Annotated in this window: 11 protein-coding genes and 1 tRNA gene; 3 read left to right on the top strand and 9 right to left on the bottom strand. The window is 63.7% G+C overall.

Going from position 1 to position 16773, the window contains the following annotated elements; translation table 11 throughout:
- Positions 1 to 71 precede the first annotated feature (71 nt).
- Entirely contained in the window at positions 72 to 1586 is a 1515-nt protein-coding gene (locus tag ACTNFK_RS02435; RefSeq protein ID WP_445117188.1) for a sensor histidine kinase, read from the top strand.
- A gap of 249 nt (positions 1587 to 1835) precedes the next feature.
- On the opposite strand, the gene groL is transcribed toward ACTNFK_RS02435, so the two are convergent.
- The 3 genes from groL to ACTNFK_RS02420 all read right to left on the bottom strand — a co-directional run bounded on the left by groL (position 1836) and on the right by ACTNFK_RS02420 (position 5539).
- Positions 1836 to 3455, bottom strand: coding sequence for a chaperonin GroEL (gene groL, locus ACTNFK_RS02430; protein WP_435936065.1), 1620 nt, complete (start codon positions 3453 to 3455; stop codon positions 1836 to 1838).
- Positions 3456 to 3622: 167 nt separating this feature from the next.
- Complete coding sequence (locus ACTNFK_RS02425; RefSeq protein ID WP_435936064.1) at positions 3623 to 4267, bottom strand: LytR C-terminal domain-containing protein; 645 nt, start codon at positions 4265 to 4267, stop codon at positions 3623 to 3625.
- A gap of 129 nt (positions 4268 to 4396) precedes the next feature.
- On the bottom strand, positions 4397 to 5539 hold the full coding sequence (locus tag ACTNFK_RS02420; protein ID WP_435936063.1) for a heme/hemin ABC transporter substrate-binding protein: 1143 nt from the start codon (positions 5537 to 5539) through the stop codon (positions 4397 to 4399).
- 186 nt (positions 5540 to 5725) lie between these two features.
- On the opposite strand from ACTNFK_RS02420, the gene ACTNFK_RS02415 reads away from it, so the two are divergent.
- The gene (locus tag ACTNFK_RS02415; RefSeq protein WP_435936170.1) at positions 5726 to 6793 is read left to right on the top strand and encodes a FecCD family ABC transporter permease; all 1068 of its coding nucleotides are present in this window, start codon (positions 5726 to 5728) and stop codon (positions 6791 to 6793) included.
- A complete protein-coding gene (locus ACTNFK_RS02410) occupies positions 6793 to 7611 on the top strand; it encodes a heme ABC transporter ATP-binding protein (protein ID WP_435936062.1) in 819 nt (272 codons plus the stop codon). Before ACTNFK_RS02415 ends, ACTNFK_RS02410 begins: the two co-directional genes overlap by 1 nt.
- A gap of 122 nt (positions 7612 to 7733) precedes the next feature.
- Here ACTNFK_RS02410 and ACTNFK_RS02405 read toward each other — a convergent pair whose 3' ends face one another.
- The 6 genes from ACTNFK_RS02405 to secA form a co-directional block, all read right to left on the bottom strand.
- The gene (locus ACTNFK_RS02405) at positions 7734 to 8639 is read right to left on the bottom strand and encodes an HtaA domain-containing protein (protein ID WP_435936061.1); all 906 of its coding nucleotides are present in this window, start codon (positions 8637 to 8639) and stop codon (positions 7734 to 7736) included.
- Entirely contained in the window at positions 8636 to 11299 is a 2664-nt protein-coding gene (locus ACTNFK_RS02400; RefSeq protein WP_435936060.1) for an HtaA domain-containing protein, read from the bottom strand. The genes ACTNFK_RS02405 and ACTNFK_RS02400 overlap by 4 nt, the downstream gene beginning before the upstream one ends.
- A gap of 263 nt (positions 11300 to 11562) precedes the next feature.
- Positions 11563 to 12522 (bottom strand): DMT family transporter, encoded by a 960-nt coding sequence (locus ACTNFK_RS02395; protein WP_435936059.1) that lies wholly within the window; start codon positions 12520 to 12522, stop codon positions 11563 to 11565.
- 311 nt (positions 12523 to 12833) lie between these two features.
- A tRNA-Thr gene (locus ACTNFK_RS02390) sits at positions 12834 to 12906 on the bottom strand.
- Positions 12907 to 12941: 35 nt separating this feature from the next.
- Positions 12942 to 13910, bottom strand: a complete 969-nt coding sequence (locus tag ACTNFK_RS02385) for a DsbA family protein (RefSeq protein WP_435936058.1) — start codon at positions 13908 to 13910, stop codon at positions 12942 to 12944.
- A gap of 71 nt (positions 13911 to 13981) precedes the next feature.
- A complete protein-coding gene (gene secA, locus ACTNFK_RS02380; RefSeq protein ID WP_435936057.1) occupies positions 13982 to 16759 on the bottom strand; it encodes a preprotein translocase subunit SecA in 2778 nt (925 codons plus the stop codon).
- Positions 16760 to 16773 lie beyond the last annotated feature (14 nt).

Below are 16773 nucleotides of genomic sequence, written 5' to 3'. Positions count from 1 at the left end.
TGGGGCAGCAAGCGGGGCCCGCTGGTTCGGCTGAGTCGTCTGCACGCACCGGCCCAATAGCGACCGGGAGGGTGCCTTCGCATACCGGACCGATCGGCACACCTGATGTCCCAGATCTGCAGCGATCGCTCGCGCAGCGCTGGGCCGATGTTTCACTCCGCACGAAGATCACTGGTGTGACGGTGTTCATCCTGTCGCTCGGTCTGATCGTGGCCGGCATTGGCACGCAGTCATTCCTACGGCCACAACTCATCAACGTGCAAGATGCCGAGTTGCGGCAGATTCGGGCAGACCCCACCGAGATACTTGCCCCCGGTGCCGACACGAGTTCGCTGACGAGTTACGACGTGCGGAACGCGAGCAACCGGTATTACGTTGCGGTGCTCGATGCAAATGGCAAGCTGCTACACGATAACGAGCAGGGCGAAGACTATCGCACCGTGCCTGAACTACCTCCCCTCACTCCCGAGTGGGCGCAGGGAACGGGCGACGGGGTGTTTACGCTGACCAGCGAGGACGGCATCGAGTGGCGCACTGTCGCTATTCCCATCATGTCCAGCGAGGGAGTGCCGGGGGGCATCCTGCTTATCTCCTCGTCGACGTCAAATGCAAACCAGGTAATGGCACGATTTACCGTGGTCTTCACTGGGTTCAGCTTGGCGGTGCTCCTCCTGGGGGCTGCGCTCACGCGTATCCTCGTCACCACCACGTTTGCTCCGCTCGCCGAGGTGGAGCGCACCGCGCTCGAGATCTCGCGCGGTAACTTCTCCAAACGCATCATGGTCGCGAGCCCACACACCGAGGTGGGCCACCTGGGCCAGTCGCTGAATGTGATGCTCGATCACATCGACAATTCCTTCTCCGAACGAGCGCGCACCATCGAACAGATGCGACGCTTCATCGGCGATGCTGGCCACGAGTTGCGCACGCCACTGGTGTCGGTGCGCGGCTACGCCGAGCTGTATCGCATGGGTGCACTGCAAGACGAGGCACAGGTGGGGCAGGCCATGGAACGGATCGAGAAGGAAGCGATCCGCATGACCTCCCTTGTTGAGGATCTCCTTGCTCTCGCACGACTTGACGAGCGGCGCCCGCTGAAGCTCACGCCGCTCCCGCTTAATCAGCTCGCTGCCGACGCTGCCCTCGATACTCGGGCACAGGCACCAGACCGGGAGGTCACGGTGCTGGGAGACCCGAGCGAGCCGGTGGTGACAGGCGATGAGCACAAGGTGCGTCAGGTCATGACGAACCTGATCGGCAACGCATTGCGCTACAGCCCCGAGGGGAGTCCGCTCGAGATTTCCGTTCGCACCGATGCCGAGCGGGGCGTTGGACTCTTCGAAGTTATCGACCACGGCGAGGGAATCCCTGAGCAGTTCCGCTCAAAGATCTTCGATCGGTTCTGGCGAGCAGACAACTCCCGAAATCGGGAAACCGGTGGGACGGGGCTGGGACTGTCGATCGTGCAATCCATCATTGCAGCACACGGTGGCACGGTGAGCTCCCACGAGACACCCGGGGGCGGGGCAACCTTCAGGGTCGAACTGCCCCTTGAAGAGGTCGCGTACTCGGGATCGCGCGCGTAGCGCGATCCACCCTCTGCGGTCCCTCACCCCGCTTACGGAATGCGCCCCTCGCCCCGCTCACGGGATGGGCCCCTCGCAGTCGGGCGCGAGTGGTTGCTTGCATGCGCGGGAACCAACCACTTGCGCCCTACGTCGGAGGGCATGCACAAAAAACCGGGGCCGCACCTTTCGGTACGACCCCGGTCTCTGTTCAAGTTGAGCTGACGCTAATCCCAGGGATCAGGCAACTCCCACACGGAGTGCTCGGACTTAGAAGTCCATGCCGCCGCTCGGGTCACCCATGGGGGCGGCCGCGGGCTCGGGCTTGTCAGCGACAACAACCTCGGTGGTGAGGAAGAGGCCTGCGATCGACGCTGCGTTCTGCAGAGCCGAGCGGGTCACCTTGGCCGGGTCGAGAATGCCCTGAGCAATCAGGTCACCGTACTCGCCGGTCGCGGCGTTCAGGCCGTGGCCATTCGGCAGGCTGGATACGCGATCCACAACAACACCCGGCTCGAGGCCAGCGTTGAGCGCAATCTGACGCAGCGGTGCCTCGATGGCGACCTCGACGATACGTGCACCCACAGCCTCGTCACCCGCCAGGCTGAGCGACCCGAAGGCGACCTTGCCGGCCTGGATCAGCGCGACACCGCCGCCGGGCAGAACGCCCTCTTCGACTGCAGCCTTGGCGTTACGCACGGCATCTTCGATGCGGTGCTTGCGCTCCTTGAGCTCAACCTCGGTGGCCGCGCCAGCCTTGATGACTGCCACGCCGCCGGCAAGCTTCGCGAGGCGCTCCTGCAGCTTCTCGCGATCGTAGTCGCTGTCGGTGTTCTCGATCTCGCGGCGGATCTGGGTCACGCGACCGGCGATCTGCTCTTCGTCGCCGCCACCCTGCACGATGGTGGTCTCGTCCTTGGTGATGATGACCTTGCGAGCGGTGCCGAGCATGTCGAGGGTGGCGTTCTCGAGCTTGAGACCGACCTCCTCGGAGATGACGGTCGCGCCGGTGAGGATCGCGATGTCCTGAAGCATGGCCTTGCGGCGATCGCCGAAGCCGGGAGCCTTGACGGCGACCGACTTGAAGATGCCACGGATCTTGTTCAGCACGAGGGTCGCAAGGGCTTCACCCTCGACGTCCTCAGCGATGATGAGCAGCTGCTTGCCCGACTGGATTACGGGGTCAACGACCGGGAGGAGATCCTTGATGCTCGAGACCTTGCTGTTGACGAGGAGGATGTAGGGATCCTCGAACACAGCTTCCTGGCGATCGGCGTCGGTGACGAAGTATGCCGACAGGTAGCCCTTGTCGAAGCGCATGCCCTCGGTGAGCTCGAGCTCGGTGCCGAATGTGTTCGACTCCTCGACGGTGACGACGCCTTCCTTGCCCACCTTGTCGATGGCCTCGGCGATGAGCTTGCCGATCTGCTCATCTGCAGCAGAGATGGATGCGGTCGCCGCGATCTCGTCGGTGGTCTCGATCTCCTTGGCGTTCGCAAGGAGCTGCGTGATGACAGCGTTCACTGCCTTCTCGATGCCCTTCTTGATCGCGATCGGGTCGGAGCCAGCGGCAACGTTGCGCAGGCCCTCGCGCACGAGCGCCTGAGCAAGCACGGTTGCGGTGGTGGTGCCATCACCCGCGACGTCGTCGGTCTTCTTAGCGACCTCCTTGACGAGCTCAGCACCGATCTTCTCGAACGGATCGTCGAGCTCGATCTCCTTCGCGATCGACACACCGTCGTTAGTGATTGTGGGTGCGCCCCACTTCTTCTCGAGAACGACGTTGCGGCCACGCGGGCCGAGCGTCACCTTGACGGCATCAGCGAGGATATTGAGTCCGCGCTCAAGTCCGCGTCGTGCTTCCTCGTCAAACGCAATAATCTTTGCCATGTGTTCATCCCTCCAGGGAGTCTTCCGGTGGCGCGCCCAAACGGATGCGCCGAAGCATGAGTTCTTAGCACTCAGGTGAACCGACTGCTAAGTCAATCTTGGCACTCACGCACCGAGAGTGCAAGCGGCGACGCACGCTACGGGCGAACACCCGAAACTCCGTGGCGCTACTCCGCAGGAAGCTCGGATCCCTCGCCCGAACCCTCAAGTCGGGCGGTGATGTTCTCGGCCTGATCGAAGCCAGGCCCCGCGTAATCCGCTCCCAGAAGCACCACAAGCCTGACACCATACTCCGCGTAGTTCGGGCTTTGATAGTACGAGACCCCACCGAGTTCTTTGGCGAGACCGGCCGCTGCCCCCTCGTCTTCCGGTGCGCTGTAGAACACCGCAGATATCTGCACGTCTCGCGAGGCCGCATACTCGACGAATGCGATCTTGCCCCAGGCATTCTCGGTAATGACCTCTTCCAGGCCCGCCTGCAGGTTCGGCGTTTCGGTGCCGTTCAGAATCGCAACCGTGGCCTCGGGGTCAAGTACTCCCTCGATCTGTGCGGGAGCCGCGCCCGGCTCCGCCTGATCACTCGTGAAGGTGCCGACGTTCGTGCCAAAGACCTGGACGGCCACGATTCCGGCGGCGCTCAGCACCACGACACCAATGACGACCGCCACGAGATAGAACCAGAACCTGTGCGGCCTCGCGGCGATGCGGTGGGCCCCCACGCGGCGGCTTTTCGGTAGCCGGTCAAAGCGATCTTCCGGGAGAGTCTGCCGCGACTGACGCGGTGCCTCGACGTCACCGTGATGTGGCGCCACTCGCCCTCCCCTATCGCACTGAACCAAACACCTATCCACAGTGGATCCGCAGACAGAACCACCCCAGACTACACTCGCGAGCCTGACAGCACCCCCAGTCGCTGCGCCGGCCCGGAGGGCCGCGATCCGCTAGGAGGCGGAGGCATCGGGGAGTGAATCTGGAGCGTAAATGGCGCGCGCCAAACCGTCAAGGATGTCGGGAATCCGTGTGCCGCCGGCGAAGATCAGCGTGTCGTCGGCATCGATGATGCGGCGATTCTTGCCAGCCGTGGTGAGTGCGATGCTCGGCTGCGCCGCGATCAACCCGTCGATGCCGCCGGCGCTCTTCAGGCCCTTTGTCATCACGACGATGATGTCTGGATCGGCTGCGACAAGCGCCTCGTCAGTCATCGGCTTCTCGCCGACCCAGCCAATCTCTTGCGCGACATCAACCACCCCGAGTCCATCGAGCAGGCTTGTGGCGCTACTGCCGTCACCGAAGAGATAGTAGACCCCCGACTGACCGCGAATGTAGAGGAACGCGACCCTCGGGTGGAGTGACTGATCGGCAGGAGCAAGCTGCGCGATCTCCGCCACCTTCTCGGTAATCGCCTGGTCGAGTTCTGCGATGAGGGTCTCTGCAAGCGGAGCAACTCCCAGGGCGGCGGCCACCTGGCGCGCGGTCTCGTAGGTGGTCTCAGGGTTGTTTGCCCGCTCGATCACAACGACATCGATGCCCACGTCGCGCAGTTGAAGCATGACATCGGCAGATCCCACCGAGTTATCGGTGAGCACCAGGGTGGGCTGGAGCGCCACAATCCCTTCGGTATCAAGCGTGTGGCCGGTGCCGGTGACCACCGGGAGGTCCGCGAGGCCCGGCAGGTTCGTTGAGACGTCACGACCGATCAGGGTGCCCCCCAGTCCAAACGCATAGGTGAGTTCCGCGAGCGTACCCGTCATTGAAATCGCGAGCACACGCGAGGCATCCTCGACGACCACCTCGGTATCGCCGATGTGGTCGTGCGATGTCACGGTCGCCGGCAGCACCTGTTCGGGGTTGTCTGCCACCGGCAAGAGCGTGGGTCCGCCGATGGGCGCGGTGCTCGGCCCCTCCCATGCGGCGGGCTCTGCGATCGGGGTGAGTTCCGAGAGCGGAGGCAGATCCACGGTGACCGAGGCGACCTCGTTGGCCGTGATCGAACCCGTCTGACACGCCGTGAGGCCGAGACCCATGACGAGGGCTGCGGCAACGAGGGACGCGCGGGTGCGGCGGGAGTCGCGCGGGTGTGTCATCTGAACCTCTTTCGGTCTTTCCGGGCCCCACGAGTGCGTGACCCTCGGCCTCACTGCGAACGACCAAGTCAGCTTAGCTAAGATACATATGATGAAGTTGAACGCAAGCTTCTCCCCAGCCTGACAGGCCGGTCTCAGGCCGCCTGACCCGGATCCACCAGCTCAGAAAGAACCCTGTTTCGCATGATGCCCCCGCGCCCAGCCGCTCCCGCCTCGCGGCACGCAGCGTCGAAAGCGATCCTCTTCACTGGCCTGTGGGTGGCGCTCGTCTTTGCACTCCTGGCCTCGGCGGGTACCGGCCAACTCGCGATTCCACCGAGCGAAGTGCTGGGGTCGCTCCTGCAGCCGATCGGGATCAACTGGTTCCCTCTCCCCACGCACCCAGCGGGTGACCAGACACTGTGGGCCATCCGCTTTCCCCGGGTGGTGATGGCCGCCCTGGTAGGCGCGGGCCTCGCGGTCGCGGGTCTGCTCATGCAGGCGGTCTTCGGCAACCCGCTCGCCGAGCCCGGGGTCATTGGTGTCTCGTCAGGTGCCGCGGTCGGTGCGGGCCTCAGTATCGTGTTCGGCCTCACGTTCTTCGGTGAGTGGACAACGGCGGTGTTTGCCTTCATCGCGGGCCTCGGGGCGACGTTGCTCGTCTACTTTATGAGCCGCGCCGACGGCAAGACAGAGGTGGTGACGCTCGTGCTCACCGGCATCGCCGTGAACGCGATCGCGGGCGCGGCCATCGCCCTCCTTACCTTCCTGGGCGACACACAGTCGCGCGAGCAGATCGTGTTCTGGCAACTCGGAAGCATGGCTGGCAGCCGCTGGTCGCAGGTGGTCATCGTCGCGCCCGTCATCGCGCTCGGACTTCTCATCTCGTACATGGTCGCCCGCAAGCTCGACCTCCTCTCACTCGGCGAGCGCAACGCGCGTCACCTCGGCGTCAACGTGGAGGTGCTTCGCATTGGGGTGATCGTGTTGGTGTCGCTCCTCGTCGGGGCAGCGGTCGCATTCGCTGGCATCATCGCCTTCGTCGGCCTCGTGATTCCACACCTCATGCGCATGGTGCTCGGCCCCGCCCACCTCCCGCTCGTCACCGCGAGCGCGCTGGGCGGCGCCCTGCTCCTGACCCTCGCCGATTTGGGTGCGCGCACCATTGTTCCCATGGCGGATCTGCCCATCGGCATGCTCACCTCGCTCGTCGGTGGGCCATTCTTCTTCTGGCTGCTCAGGCGCACCCGGAAGCGCAGCGGAGGGTGGGGCTAGTGAACGCACGACACTTTCTCACGCCCGAGCGCACTACGCCTGGTGCGGTCGTCTGCGCTGCCCACGGAGTCGAAGTGGTGCGTGGATCGCGCAAACTCCTCGACGGGGTTTCGCTCGAGCTGCGTGCTGGCGAGGTCCTCGCGCTCCTCGGACCCAACGGTGCCGGGAAGTCGACACTGCTCAGCCTCCTGTCTGGCGATGTAGTGCCGGATGGCGGCCGCATCGAGTTCGCGGGGCGCGACATCACCGAATGGTCGCTCACCGACCTCGCCCGCCGCCGCAGCGTGCTGCTGCAAGACAACCAGGTGCTCTTTCCCTTCACTGTGCACCAGGTTGTCGAAATGGGTCGCGCACCGTGGCGCCGCACCCCCCTCGAAGACGACGACAACTCAGCGATCTCCGAGTCGATCGCCGCGGCCGACATCGGGCACCTCGGTAATCGCCGCGTGCCGTCACTCTCGGGCGGTGAGCGCGCGCGCGTTTCGTTCGCCCGCGTCATGGCCGGGCGCACGGGCGTGCTCATGCTCGACGAGCCCACCGCGGCGCTCGACCTCGGGCACCAGGAGGCGGTGCTGTCTCTCGCGCGCTCGCGCGCCGAGGCCGGCGATGCGGTGCTGGTGGTGTTGCACGACCTGAACCTCGCGGCGGCCTACGCCGACCGTATCGCGCTGCTGCGCGCCGGGCGTATCGTCGCCTGCGACGCACCCGAGCGCGTCCTCACCGCGGGGATCATCTCTGACGTCTACGAGACCGCGGTGGAGGTCATTCCGCACCCGGTCACCGGCAAGGGCATCGTCCTCCCGCTGCGCGGAGCCTGATCCACCTCGCCTGGACCTGCGCGGAGCCTGATCCACCTCGCCTGATTCAACACCGAGGGGTCGCAACTCCACCGCGCGATTCGCGAACGTGGTGGAATTGCGACCCCTCGGCGCTGTTGAGGTTAGTCCTGAGTGCCCGGAGGAGGCGTGGCCCCGCCCTTCCCGCGGCCCGCGATGAGCATTCCCGCGGCGATGCCGATGACGATCAGCGCAACGCCACCGATAATGATGGGCACCCACGGTACCGCGGGCGCCGCTTCCGACGCTGCGGAAATGGGGGTCACGGTGGCGTCTTCTGCAGAGTCTGAGGGCTGATCCACCGCGACTATCTCGCCGAGCTCGCACCCAGTAACCGTGGCCTGCACATACAGCGGATCCATCTCCTCGCCCGCGACGTACGTTCCCCGGTCGGAGTCCCCGTTGAAGGCCACGGCACCCTCGGCCGTCAATCGCACGGTCGCACGCATGATGCTCAGTTCCTGCCCGCTCGCAGCTACGTTCTCGGCGAGGTCGAGCTTTGCCGCGCGTACCTGTGTGCCAGCCTCACCGGCGGGTGCCTCGCTCACTTCGAGGAGCAGGTAGCCGGTGTCTGGGCCCTCGAATTCGATCGCGGGATTCGCGATGTTCAGTTCGAGCCCGCCATCGTGCCCGCTGAAGTGCACGCCCCCCGCAAACGCGATGGTGCCGGTGTCGAGCATGCTGGCGACCTCACCCGTTCCGTCACTCCATTGGAAGAGGTCGGTGCCGTCTTCCACGGCACCCGTCTCGGTGAGCGATGGCGTGACATAGGTGGCGTCGCCGTAGACTTCCCAACCCCCACCGGCGATTGCACCGGTGATGTACTGGCGGAAGCTCTGCTTCAGGCCCCAATTGAGGGTCGCGGTTTCGACCTGGCAGGCGGAGACAGTCTCGCCCTCCCCCTCAGCCAGGGCCGGTGTGGCGCTCGCTGAGACGGGCATGAGAAGCGCAGAGCCGATCACTGCGGCGGCGCCGACAATTGCGGCGATTCTGCGTCGCTTGGTCCTCATAGCGTGCCCCCTCCTGCGCGGCGGCGCTGTGACACAACCAGGGCGGTCAGGCCACCTGCCACAACAAGCAGAGCGAGCGCACTTGCCCAGATTACCCAGCCGGGGCCATCGCTATCTGAGACACCGGCGGCCTGCACCTCGGTGATCTGAGCGTCTTCAACTTCAGACGTGTTGAACGCGGACTTCTTGACCGGCTCGGCGGCGGCGATGGTGATCACCTTTCCGACGTTGATGCTGCCCTGCAGGGTGATGGTGTGCTCACCCGTGAGATCGTCGGGCAGGGTGCCGATCCAGCGCACCACACCGTTCGCATCAGCACCGGCGTTCGTGTCGAGCACGGTCGGCTCGGAGTACATCACCACGAGAATGCCTCGCTCGCCCGGCTGAAAACCGGATGCCTCAAACTCAATCTCACCGCCGGCGACGAGTTCATTCGACTGGGTGATGACCCGCACGCCGCTCGTGGCCGGAGGCGCCGGTGCCGCGGTGCGCTGAATGTTCACCGGGGCGGTGACGCTGGTGGATCCGAAGGTCGCGCCGCTCACGGCTCCCACGGTGAAGGTCAGCGGATCCGCCGCGAGATCGTAGCTCCCGTAACCGAAACCGCCGCTCACCGGAACACCGCTCCACGTGATTTCACCGTTCGCGCCGACGCTCTTGGACCCGGCTGCGAGGTTCAGGGTGGCGAAGGGCTGGCCCGAGACGGAGATCGTCGCGCTTGTGGCGCTCGTCACCGTGATCACCGGGTTGCTGACGGTTCGGCTGAGCGCGCCCTTGTGCCCCGAGAAGGTGACCACGCCCGAGAACGGGATGGAACCCGTCTGCGTTTGCGCGTTCCACGAGCCACCGCTGGCCTGCGGGAAAACGTAGCCGCCGCGGCCACCGCCCACACCGCTCGTGGTGATGGTACCGCTCGCGACGTCGCCGGTGACATACCTCGCGAAGCTCGTCGAGATGCCCCAGGTGAGGGATCCGGCGCTCTGCGAAGCTGGCTCGGGTGCCGGCCCGGGTGCGGGCTGCGGGAACGGGGTCGGCTTGATCGGGGTCGCGAATAGATCGTCCCACTGCGGGCTGGAAATAAGGACATCTGCGTGACCGTAATCCCCTGACGACAGTACGGTTCGGGATTTCCAAATCACAACTTCGTAGCTCTTAGTGCGATTGAGTTTGCTGGCAGGAAGACTCAGCGTGGTACCGAGAGCACCGTCAACAAGTTGGGCTTCAGAATCTATTGCGAGAGAGCCCGAACCAACTGCGGGCTTCTCAAAGAAACCAACATAGACGCGTTCATTCCGCACCGGTAATCCGGAAGCGGTCACATGAATCTGGATGCTCTCACCCGAGACAACCTTGCCCACTGTCGCGCGTACCCCGTCACCAGAAGGAAACACCTTTTCCCATTCAGATTCTGAGACCGTAAGCGGTGACAATGCGAGATTCGATGCAACACTCGGAGTAGTGTGACGCTTCCAAACAAGAAGCTCGTAGGACTTCGTGCGATCTAGCTTCGATGCGTCCAACATGAGTGCAAGATCAAACTCACCAGAAACCGGCATATCGGCCGGACGCATGCTCCCCACAGCCAGGAAGTCAGCTGTGACAGCAGTAGTAGCCATTCCTGCCGGTATGACACCGACGTGAACACCGTTTGGCAGAGCCAAAGGATCAAGCCCGGCAACACGAGCGACTAGCTCAATCCCATTCTCGTCGGCCAAGGAGATATCCGCCGAAAGTGAGGGGCCAGCCGCCGGGAAAACTGCGTCCCATTGCGCCTCATCCACGTCGAAAGGCAAAACCACGACAACATTTGATGCCACCGGGTTCGTTCGACGGGGCCACACAACTATCTCGTACTCAGCGGAGCGATCAAGCTTGTCAACGGCAACAGGGAGATCGTAGCTCAGTGTGCCATCGAGGTTGAGAGGATTGGGAACTGAACCAACGGCGATAAAGTCTCCGGTTACAGAACCAATGGCTGTGCCCCGCAGCACTAGCCCCACGTGCACCCCCGCTGGCAAACTTGCTGCGTTTACGCCCGTAAGTTCGGTACGCACCGTCAGTCCCGTTTCGGAAGCAACAGTTACAGTCGCTGTTCCGTCGGGCATCGGGTTGTTATTAGTTTCGCCAGGCAATTCTGCATCAGAAGTCTCAGTTGATTCGCCTGGAATATCTGAGCCATCGGCTTCTGTCCCGGGCGCAGGAGTCGCCGGCGGAAACACGAGATCCCAGCTCTCGGGGCTCACAGCAATGTCGGCACGTGCCACTATCGATTCAGTCGTGATTGCACCGTGCGCGTACCAAACCAGGGCTTGATAGGTTTTCGAACGGTCGAGACCAGTCTTGGCGGCCACATATGTGCCCGAACCCGCGCCGTCAGCAATTAGAGCGGAATCAACAAATGCACCGCGCCCGACTGCTGCGGTGGTGCCCGTCTCGACCAATGCCACATACACTCCCACGCGACCTTCGGGAATAGTGACGTTCGTGAAGTCGATCTTGACTTCGAGCCCGGCCTCAGAGGCTGCGACAAGAGCTGGGGTGACCACTGGTGTGGCTTCGACCGCCGAGGCCGCTGGTGCGACAAGCAGCGCACCGCTCAGGATGAGTGATGCGGAAAGCAACGCAGCGAAACCGCCGCGGATCTTCTTCCCTAATGACATGCGGAACCGCTCCTTGTTCGAACACCGGAAAATGCGCGCAGACCGAACAAAAGGGACCCAACGGGCCCCTCATCGGACTTTACTGAGGCAACCCTAACCTCGGCGCCAGAACTTAGTCTGACGAATATCGTCTGATGATGCAAGTTGACGCGGAAAATGTCCCTGAAGATGGGCTCGATCCACTTTTGAGAACACCCCATGTTGTCAACACTGCACTCGCATTTGCAGCGAAGCGGTATTGCGATTCACAGTGGATCGCGTGATCACCCCCGCGTAGACCGCCTGGGCAGCGCGGCGATCGTCACCGCGAGCAGCGCGACCGCGGCCCCCGCAAGGAGCCCCGGTGTGACTCCCCCGGCGAGGGGGATGCCGGCATCAAAGGCGACCGAAGCAATGAGCTGGCCCGCCACGTTGGACATGCTGAGCAGCAGCACCCCGGCGGCGCGAACAAGCATCGCCGCGACCCCGATGAAAATCGTGCCCACGAATCCGCCGACGTAATACCAGGGCTCGCTGGGCCACGTCTGCGGCCACCCTTGGAGCCCAACCGAGACCGAGGCTGCCAGCACGAGTACCGCTGTGCCAACCAAGAAGTTCACGAATGTCGCCGCGGTCGCGCTCTGCGATGCTGATCGCACGAGGCCGTTCACTGCCGACTGCCACGCAATGGCAAGCCCGGCGGCCACCGGGATCAGCACGAGCCACAACTTCGGGCTCTCACCTCCGGGCGCGCTCAGGTCAGCGAGCACCGAAAGCACCACTGCCACGATCGCAAGCACCGTGCCGACAATGCGCTGCGGACTCGGTCGCACTTTGCCCCCCGGGCCGAGGCCAACCTTGTCTATAACCAGCCCGCCGAGCACCTGACCGCCGACAATGCCCACGGTAAAGAGCGCCAGCCCGAGCAACGGTGCCACCAACCCCTGCCCGAGTACGAAAAACGCACCGCAGAGACCGCCCGTGAGCGCCCACACCGGCAGGTGCTTCGATGCGAGTTCTGCGCGCAGTTTGTGGATCCCCCGGCGTCCGCGGGCGGAGACGACCACGGCGAGCACCATGATCACAAAACCCGATCCGAACGAGACGGCCGCAGTCACGTAGCCGTTTCCGAGTTCCTGGCTCAGGCCGCCATTGACCTGGGACTGCAGCGCCACCAGGGTTCCAGCTAGACCCGACCCCAGGAGCGCAGCCCACACTGGAAGGCTCTGTTTGCTTGGGGTCACCCGTTCACCCTACTCTCGGGCAACGCGAGCCATCGCCAACTTTCACAAACTCGCTAGAACCGGCACTGTGACGTTGAACCTGCAGTTCTTTCCCAGAACTACAGGCAAAAGAGCAATCTGCAGGTTCAATGGTGCCCGTGCTCGGTGAAGCTGCGCTTCACCCGGGTCGGTTCAGAGTCCGGCAGGCGGCGAAACGAAAGAGGCCCACGAATGTGGGCCTCTCGAGTGGAGCCCACCCCGCGCTACGCTCCGTGGGGCCCCGCCCAGGCGGGGCCGACTCCTCGCAGGAACGCAATGCGTTCCTGCATCAGAGCCGCCTGTCGGACTCGAACCGACCACCTGCGCTTTACAAGGGCGCTGCTCTACCAGATGAGCTAAGGCGGCAAAGGGTGACCGAGTTTGTCGGCCACCCGCCTAGTTTACTCTGTTTCTGCTGGCGTGTCGGCCCCGGCTGCGGGAGCCGTGTCGGCCCCGTTCCCCTCGAGCGCGGCCTTCACCTTCAAAATGTAGGCCTCAAGGTCACCGTCGCGGCCCGAAGACCACTGCTCACCGTTGACGATCACGGTGGGCGTGCTGATGAGACGCTGCGGCTCATTCTCGGGCTGCAGGTTCTGGCCGCTGGCATCAAGCAAGCGCGCGCCTTCGGCGAGCCCCCACAGGCCAGTCTCGGTGGCCTTCTTCGTGTTACCCGAGATGAAGTCGGCAAAGCGCTGATCCTTCACACACTGACGCAGCTCGGTGTCTGCAGTCGCGCCAGCGAGCTCGGCCTGCTCAACGAGCTGATCGTCGGTGAGCGCCGAGGTACCCTCGGAAGGCTGCACGTTCGCGCTGAGCAGTCGGTTGTGCAAAGCAAACGCGACATCAGGCTGCTGCTCGACCACGCAGCTCACGAGGTTCGCGGCTCGCGTCGAATACTTCGTGCCCATCGAAGTCGCGTCAAGGAAGTTCAGCGGAAACACGGACAGCGTGATGTCACCCGACCCGATGTAGTTCTCGAGCATCGTGCCGTAGGTCTGCTCGAAGGCGCCGCAGGCCGGGCACATGTAGTCGACATACACGGTCACGTCGATCGGCAACTCATCCCAGCTGAGATCGGGCGCCTCGCGCGACTCGTCAGGCTGCAGCGCTGGCGTCTCGATAACTTTCAAGTCAGCACCGAAGGTCACCGCACCCGAAGCCATGTTCTCGGGTCCAGGGCCCGCGGGCTTCAGGGTCTGCGCCAGCACGAGACCCACCACCGCAAGGATCGCCAACACGCCGAGCACAACGCCGCCCTGCAGCAGCAGTCGGTTGCGCTTCTCGCGCTTCTTCTCGGTCTCGCGGGCAAGACGCGCCTGCTCGCGCGCCCGCTCGCGACGCTCGTTCTTCGTGAGTTTTTCGTTTGCCATAGCTGTCTCCATGGTTGGCCCGCGCCTGGCGCAGGTTTGTTTCAGACGACGGTTCGCGTGTGGATCGCGCGTTACTTATTCTTCGAAGCTCGGCGCTGGGCGCGGTTCTGGGGGCTGTCGCCGCCCTCTACCTGCTGTCCGAATGCACCGCGCTGCTGGGGCTGTGGCGCCGCGGCCGCGGCACCCTTGCGCGCCCGGGCCGCAGCACCGGTGGTCGCAGCCCGTTGAGCACCCGGCCCGCTCACCTCGGTGCTCCCGTCTTCATCGGGGGCGATGTAGCTGAGCTTGGAGGTGTCGAGCGGTTCTTCCTTCTCGAGCCCACCACCCTCGATGTGCACGTGATCCTGCGGCCCCTCGGCCGGGCGTACCTGCACCTCAAGGTTGTACAGCAGGCCGAGAGCCTCCTCCTTGATCTGCCCCATGGTGCTCTGAAAGAGGGTGTACCCCTCACGCTGATACTCGATGAGTGGATCACGCTGCGCCATTGCGCGCAGGCCGATCCCCTCCTTCAGGTAGTCCATCTCGTAGAGATGATCGCGCCAGCGACGGTCGATCGTGGAGAGAACAACGCGGCGCTCAAGTTCGCGCATTGCCTCATCGCCGAGCGTCTGCTCACGCTTCGCATACGCCACTTCCGCATCGGAGAGGATCTCGCGGAAGAGGAAGTCGCGATCCACGCCCTTGCTGCCGCTCTCCGCGACCACCTCATCGACCGACAGGCCGACAGGGTAGATCTGCTTCAGATCGTTCCAGAGAGCGTCAAAATCCCACTCGTTTGCAGCGGAGTGCGAGTCAATGATGGCGGAGATGACCTGCTCGCGGAAGACGTCAACGCGCGACTTGATGTCTTCGCCGTCGAGGATCTGCGCGCGATCCGCGTAGATTGCCTTGCGCTGGCGATTGAGCACATCGTCGTATTTCAACACGTTCTTGCGAATCTCGCTGTTGCGCTGCTCGACCTGGCTCTGTGCGCTTTGAATCGCACGGCTCACGAGCTTCGACTCGATGGCCATGTCATCGGGGAACCCGCCGCGGTTCATGAGCGAGGCGGCTGCACCCGAGTTGAACAAGCGCATCAGATCGTCGGTGAGTGACAGATAGAAGCGGCTCTCGCCCGGATCGCCCTGACGACCCGAACGGCCGCGCAGCTGGTTGTCGATACGTCGCGACTCGTGTCGCTCGGTGCCGAGCACGTAGAGTCCGCCGGCGGCGATGACCTTCTCGGCCTCGACATCAACGGTTGCTTTCACGGCTTCGAACACCGCGTCCCACTCGGCCTCGTACTCATCGGGCGTCTCGGTTGTCGAGAGCCCACGCGCGGACATCTCTTGCACAGCGAGGAACTCGACGTTGCCGCCGAGCATGATGTCGGTGCCGCGGCCGGCCATGTTCGTCGCAACAGTGACCGCACTGAGACGACCAGCCTGAGCGATGATCGCAGCCTCGCGGGCGTGGTTCTTCGCGTTCAGCACCTCGTGACGCACACCAGCCTTCGCGAGCAAGCGCGACAGGTACTCGCTCTTCTCGACGCTCGTGGTGCCGACGAGGACCGGCTGCCCGGCTTCGTGACGCTTCGCGATGTCTTTGACGACCTCGGCGAATTTCGTCTCTTCGTTCTTGTAGACGAGGTCGGACTGGTCGATCCGCTTCATCGGCTTGTTCGTCGGAATCGGCACGACGCCCAGCTTGTAGGTCGACATAAACTCGCCGGCCTCGGTCTCGGCGGTACCCGTCATACCCGACAGCTTCTCGTACAGGCGGAAGTAGTTCTGCAGGGTGACGGTCGCGAGCATCTGGTTCTCGGCCTTAACCTGCACCCCTTCCTTGGCCTCGATGGCCTGGTGCATGCCCTCGTTGTAGCGACGACCGGCGAGAATGCGCCCGGTGTGCTCATCGACGATCATGACCTCGCCATTGAGCACCACGTAATCTTTGTCGCGGGTGAAGAGCGCGCGTGCCTTGATGGAGTTATTGAGGAACGAGATCAACGGGGTGTTGACCGACTCGTAGAGGTTGGTGATGCCGAGGTAGTCTTCGACCTTCTCGATGCCGGGCTCAAGCACACCGATGGTGCGTTTCTTCTCGTCGACCTCGTAGTCGATACCTGCGACAAGCTTCTTCGCGAGTCGTGCGAACTCGGTGAACCAGCGGTTCGCCTCGCCCGAGGCGGGGCCCGAGATGATGAGCGGAGTACGCGCTTCATCGATGAGGATCGAGTCGACCTCGTCGATAATCGCGAACGCGTGCCCGCGCTGCACCCGGTCAACCGCGGTCGACGCCATGTTGTCGCGCAGGTAGTCAAAGCCGAACTCGTTGTTCGTTCCGTATGTGATGTCGGCGTCGTACTGCTTACGTCGTTCGGTCGGGTTCTGGCCCGCGACGATGCAGCCGGTGGTCATGCCGAGGGCGCGAAAGATGCGACCCATGAGGTCGCTCTGGTAGCTCGCCAGGTAGTCGTTCACCGTAACGATGTGCACTCCTTTGCCGGCGAGCGCGTTGAGGTAGGCGGGCATCGTCGCCACCAGCGTCTTGCCCTCACCGGTCTTCATCTCAGAGATGTTTCCGAGGTGCAGGTTCGCGCCACCCATGACCTGCACATCGAAGGGGCGCAGGCCGATGGTGCGCTTCGCGGCTTCGCGCACCGCGGCAAACGCCTCAGGCAGCAGGTCGTCGAGCGACTCGCCGTTCTCGAGACGCTCGCGGAACTCGGCGGTCTCGCCGCGCAGTTCCTCGTCGCTGAGCGCCGCAAACGACTCTTCCAGATCGCCGACTGTTTTAGCCAGCCGCTGCAGCTTCTTCAGGGTGCGCCCTTCGCCTACGCGAAGGACTCGTTCGAGGACTGTCGCCACGTCGTGTCTCCTGT

It is taken from the genome of Leucobacter fengyongliangi, assembly GCF_052386045.1.
Note: the sequence above shows the minus strand (reverse complement) of the source record. Positions and strands in the feature narration are given on the sequence as shown.

Excerpts from the sequence above, each read along its gene's own strand:
- groL (WP_435936065.1), bottom strand. The coding sequence starts at position 3,455 with ATGGCAAAGATTATTGCGTTTGACGAGGAAGCACGACGCGGACTTGAG.
- ACTNFK_RS02420 (WP_435936063.1), bottom strand. The coding sequence starts at position 5,539 with ATGACACACCCGCGCGACTCCCGCCGCACCCGCGCGTCCCTCGTTGCC.
- ACTNFK_RS02415 (WP_435936170.1), top strand. The coding sequence starts at position 5,726 with ATGCCCCCGCGCCCAGCCGCTCCCGCCTCGCGGCACGCAGCGTCGAAA.
- ACTNFK_RS02405 (WP_435936061.1), bottom strand. The coding sequence starts at position 8,639 with ATGAGGACCAAGCGACGCAGAATCGCCGCAATTGTCGGCGCCGCCGCA.
- ACTNFK_RS02400 (WP_435936060.1), bottom strand. The coding sequence starts at position 11,299 with ATGTCATTAGGGAAGAAGATCCGCGGCGGTTTCGCTGCGTTGCTTTCC.
- ACTNFK_RS02385 (WP_435936058.1), bottom strand. The coding sequence starts at position 13,910 with ATGGCAAACGAAAAACTCACGAAGAACGAGCGTCGCGAGCGGGCGCGC.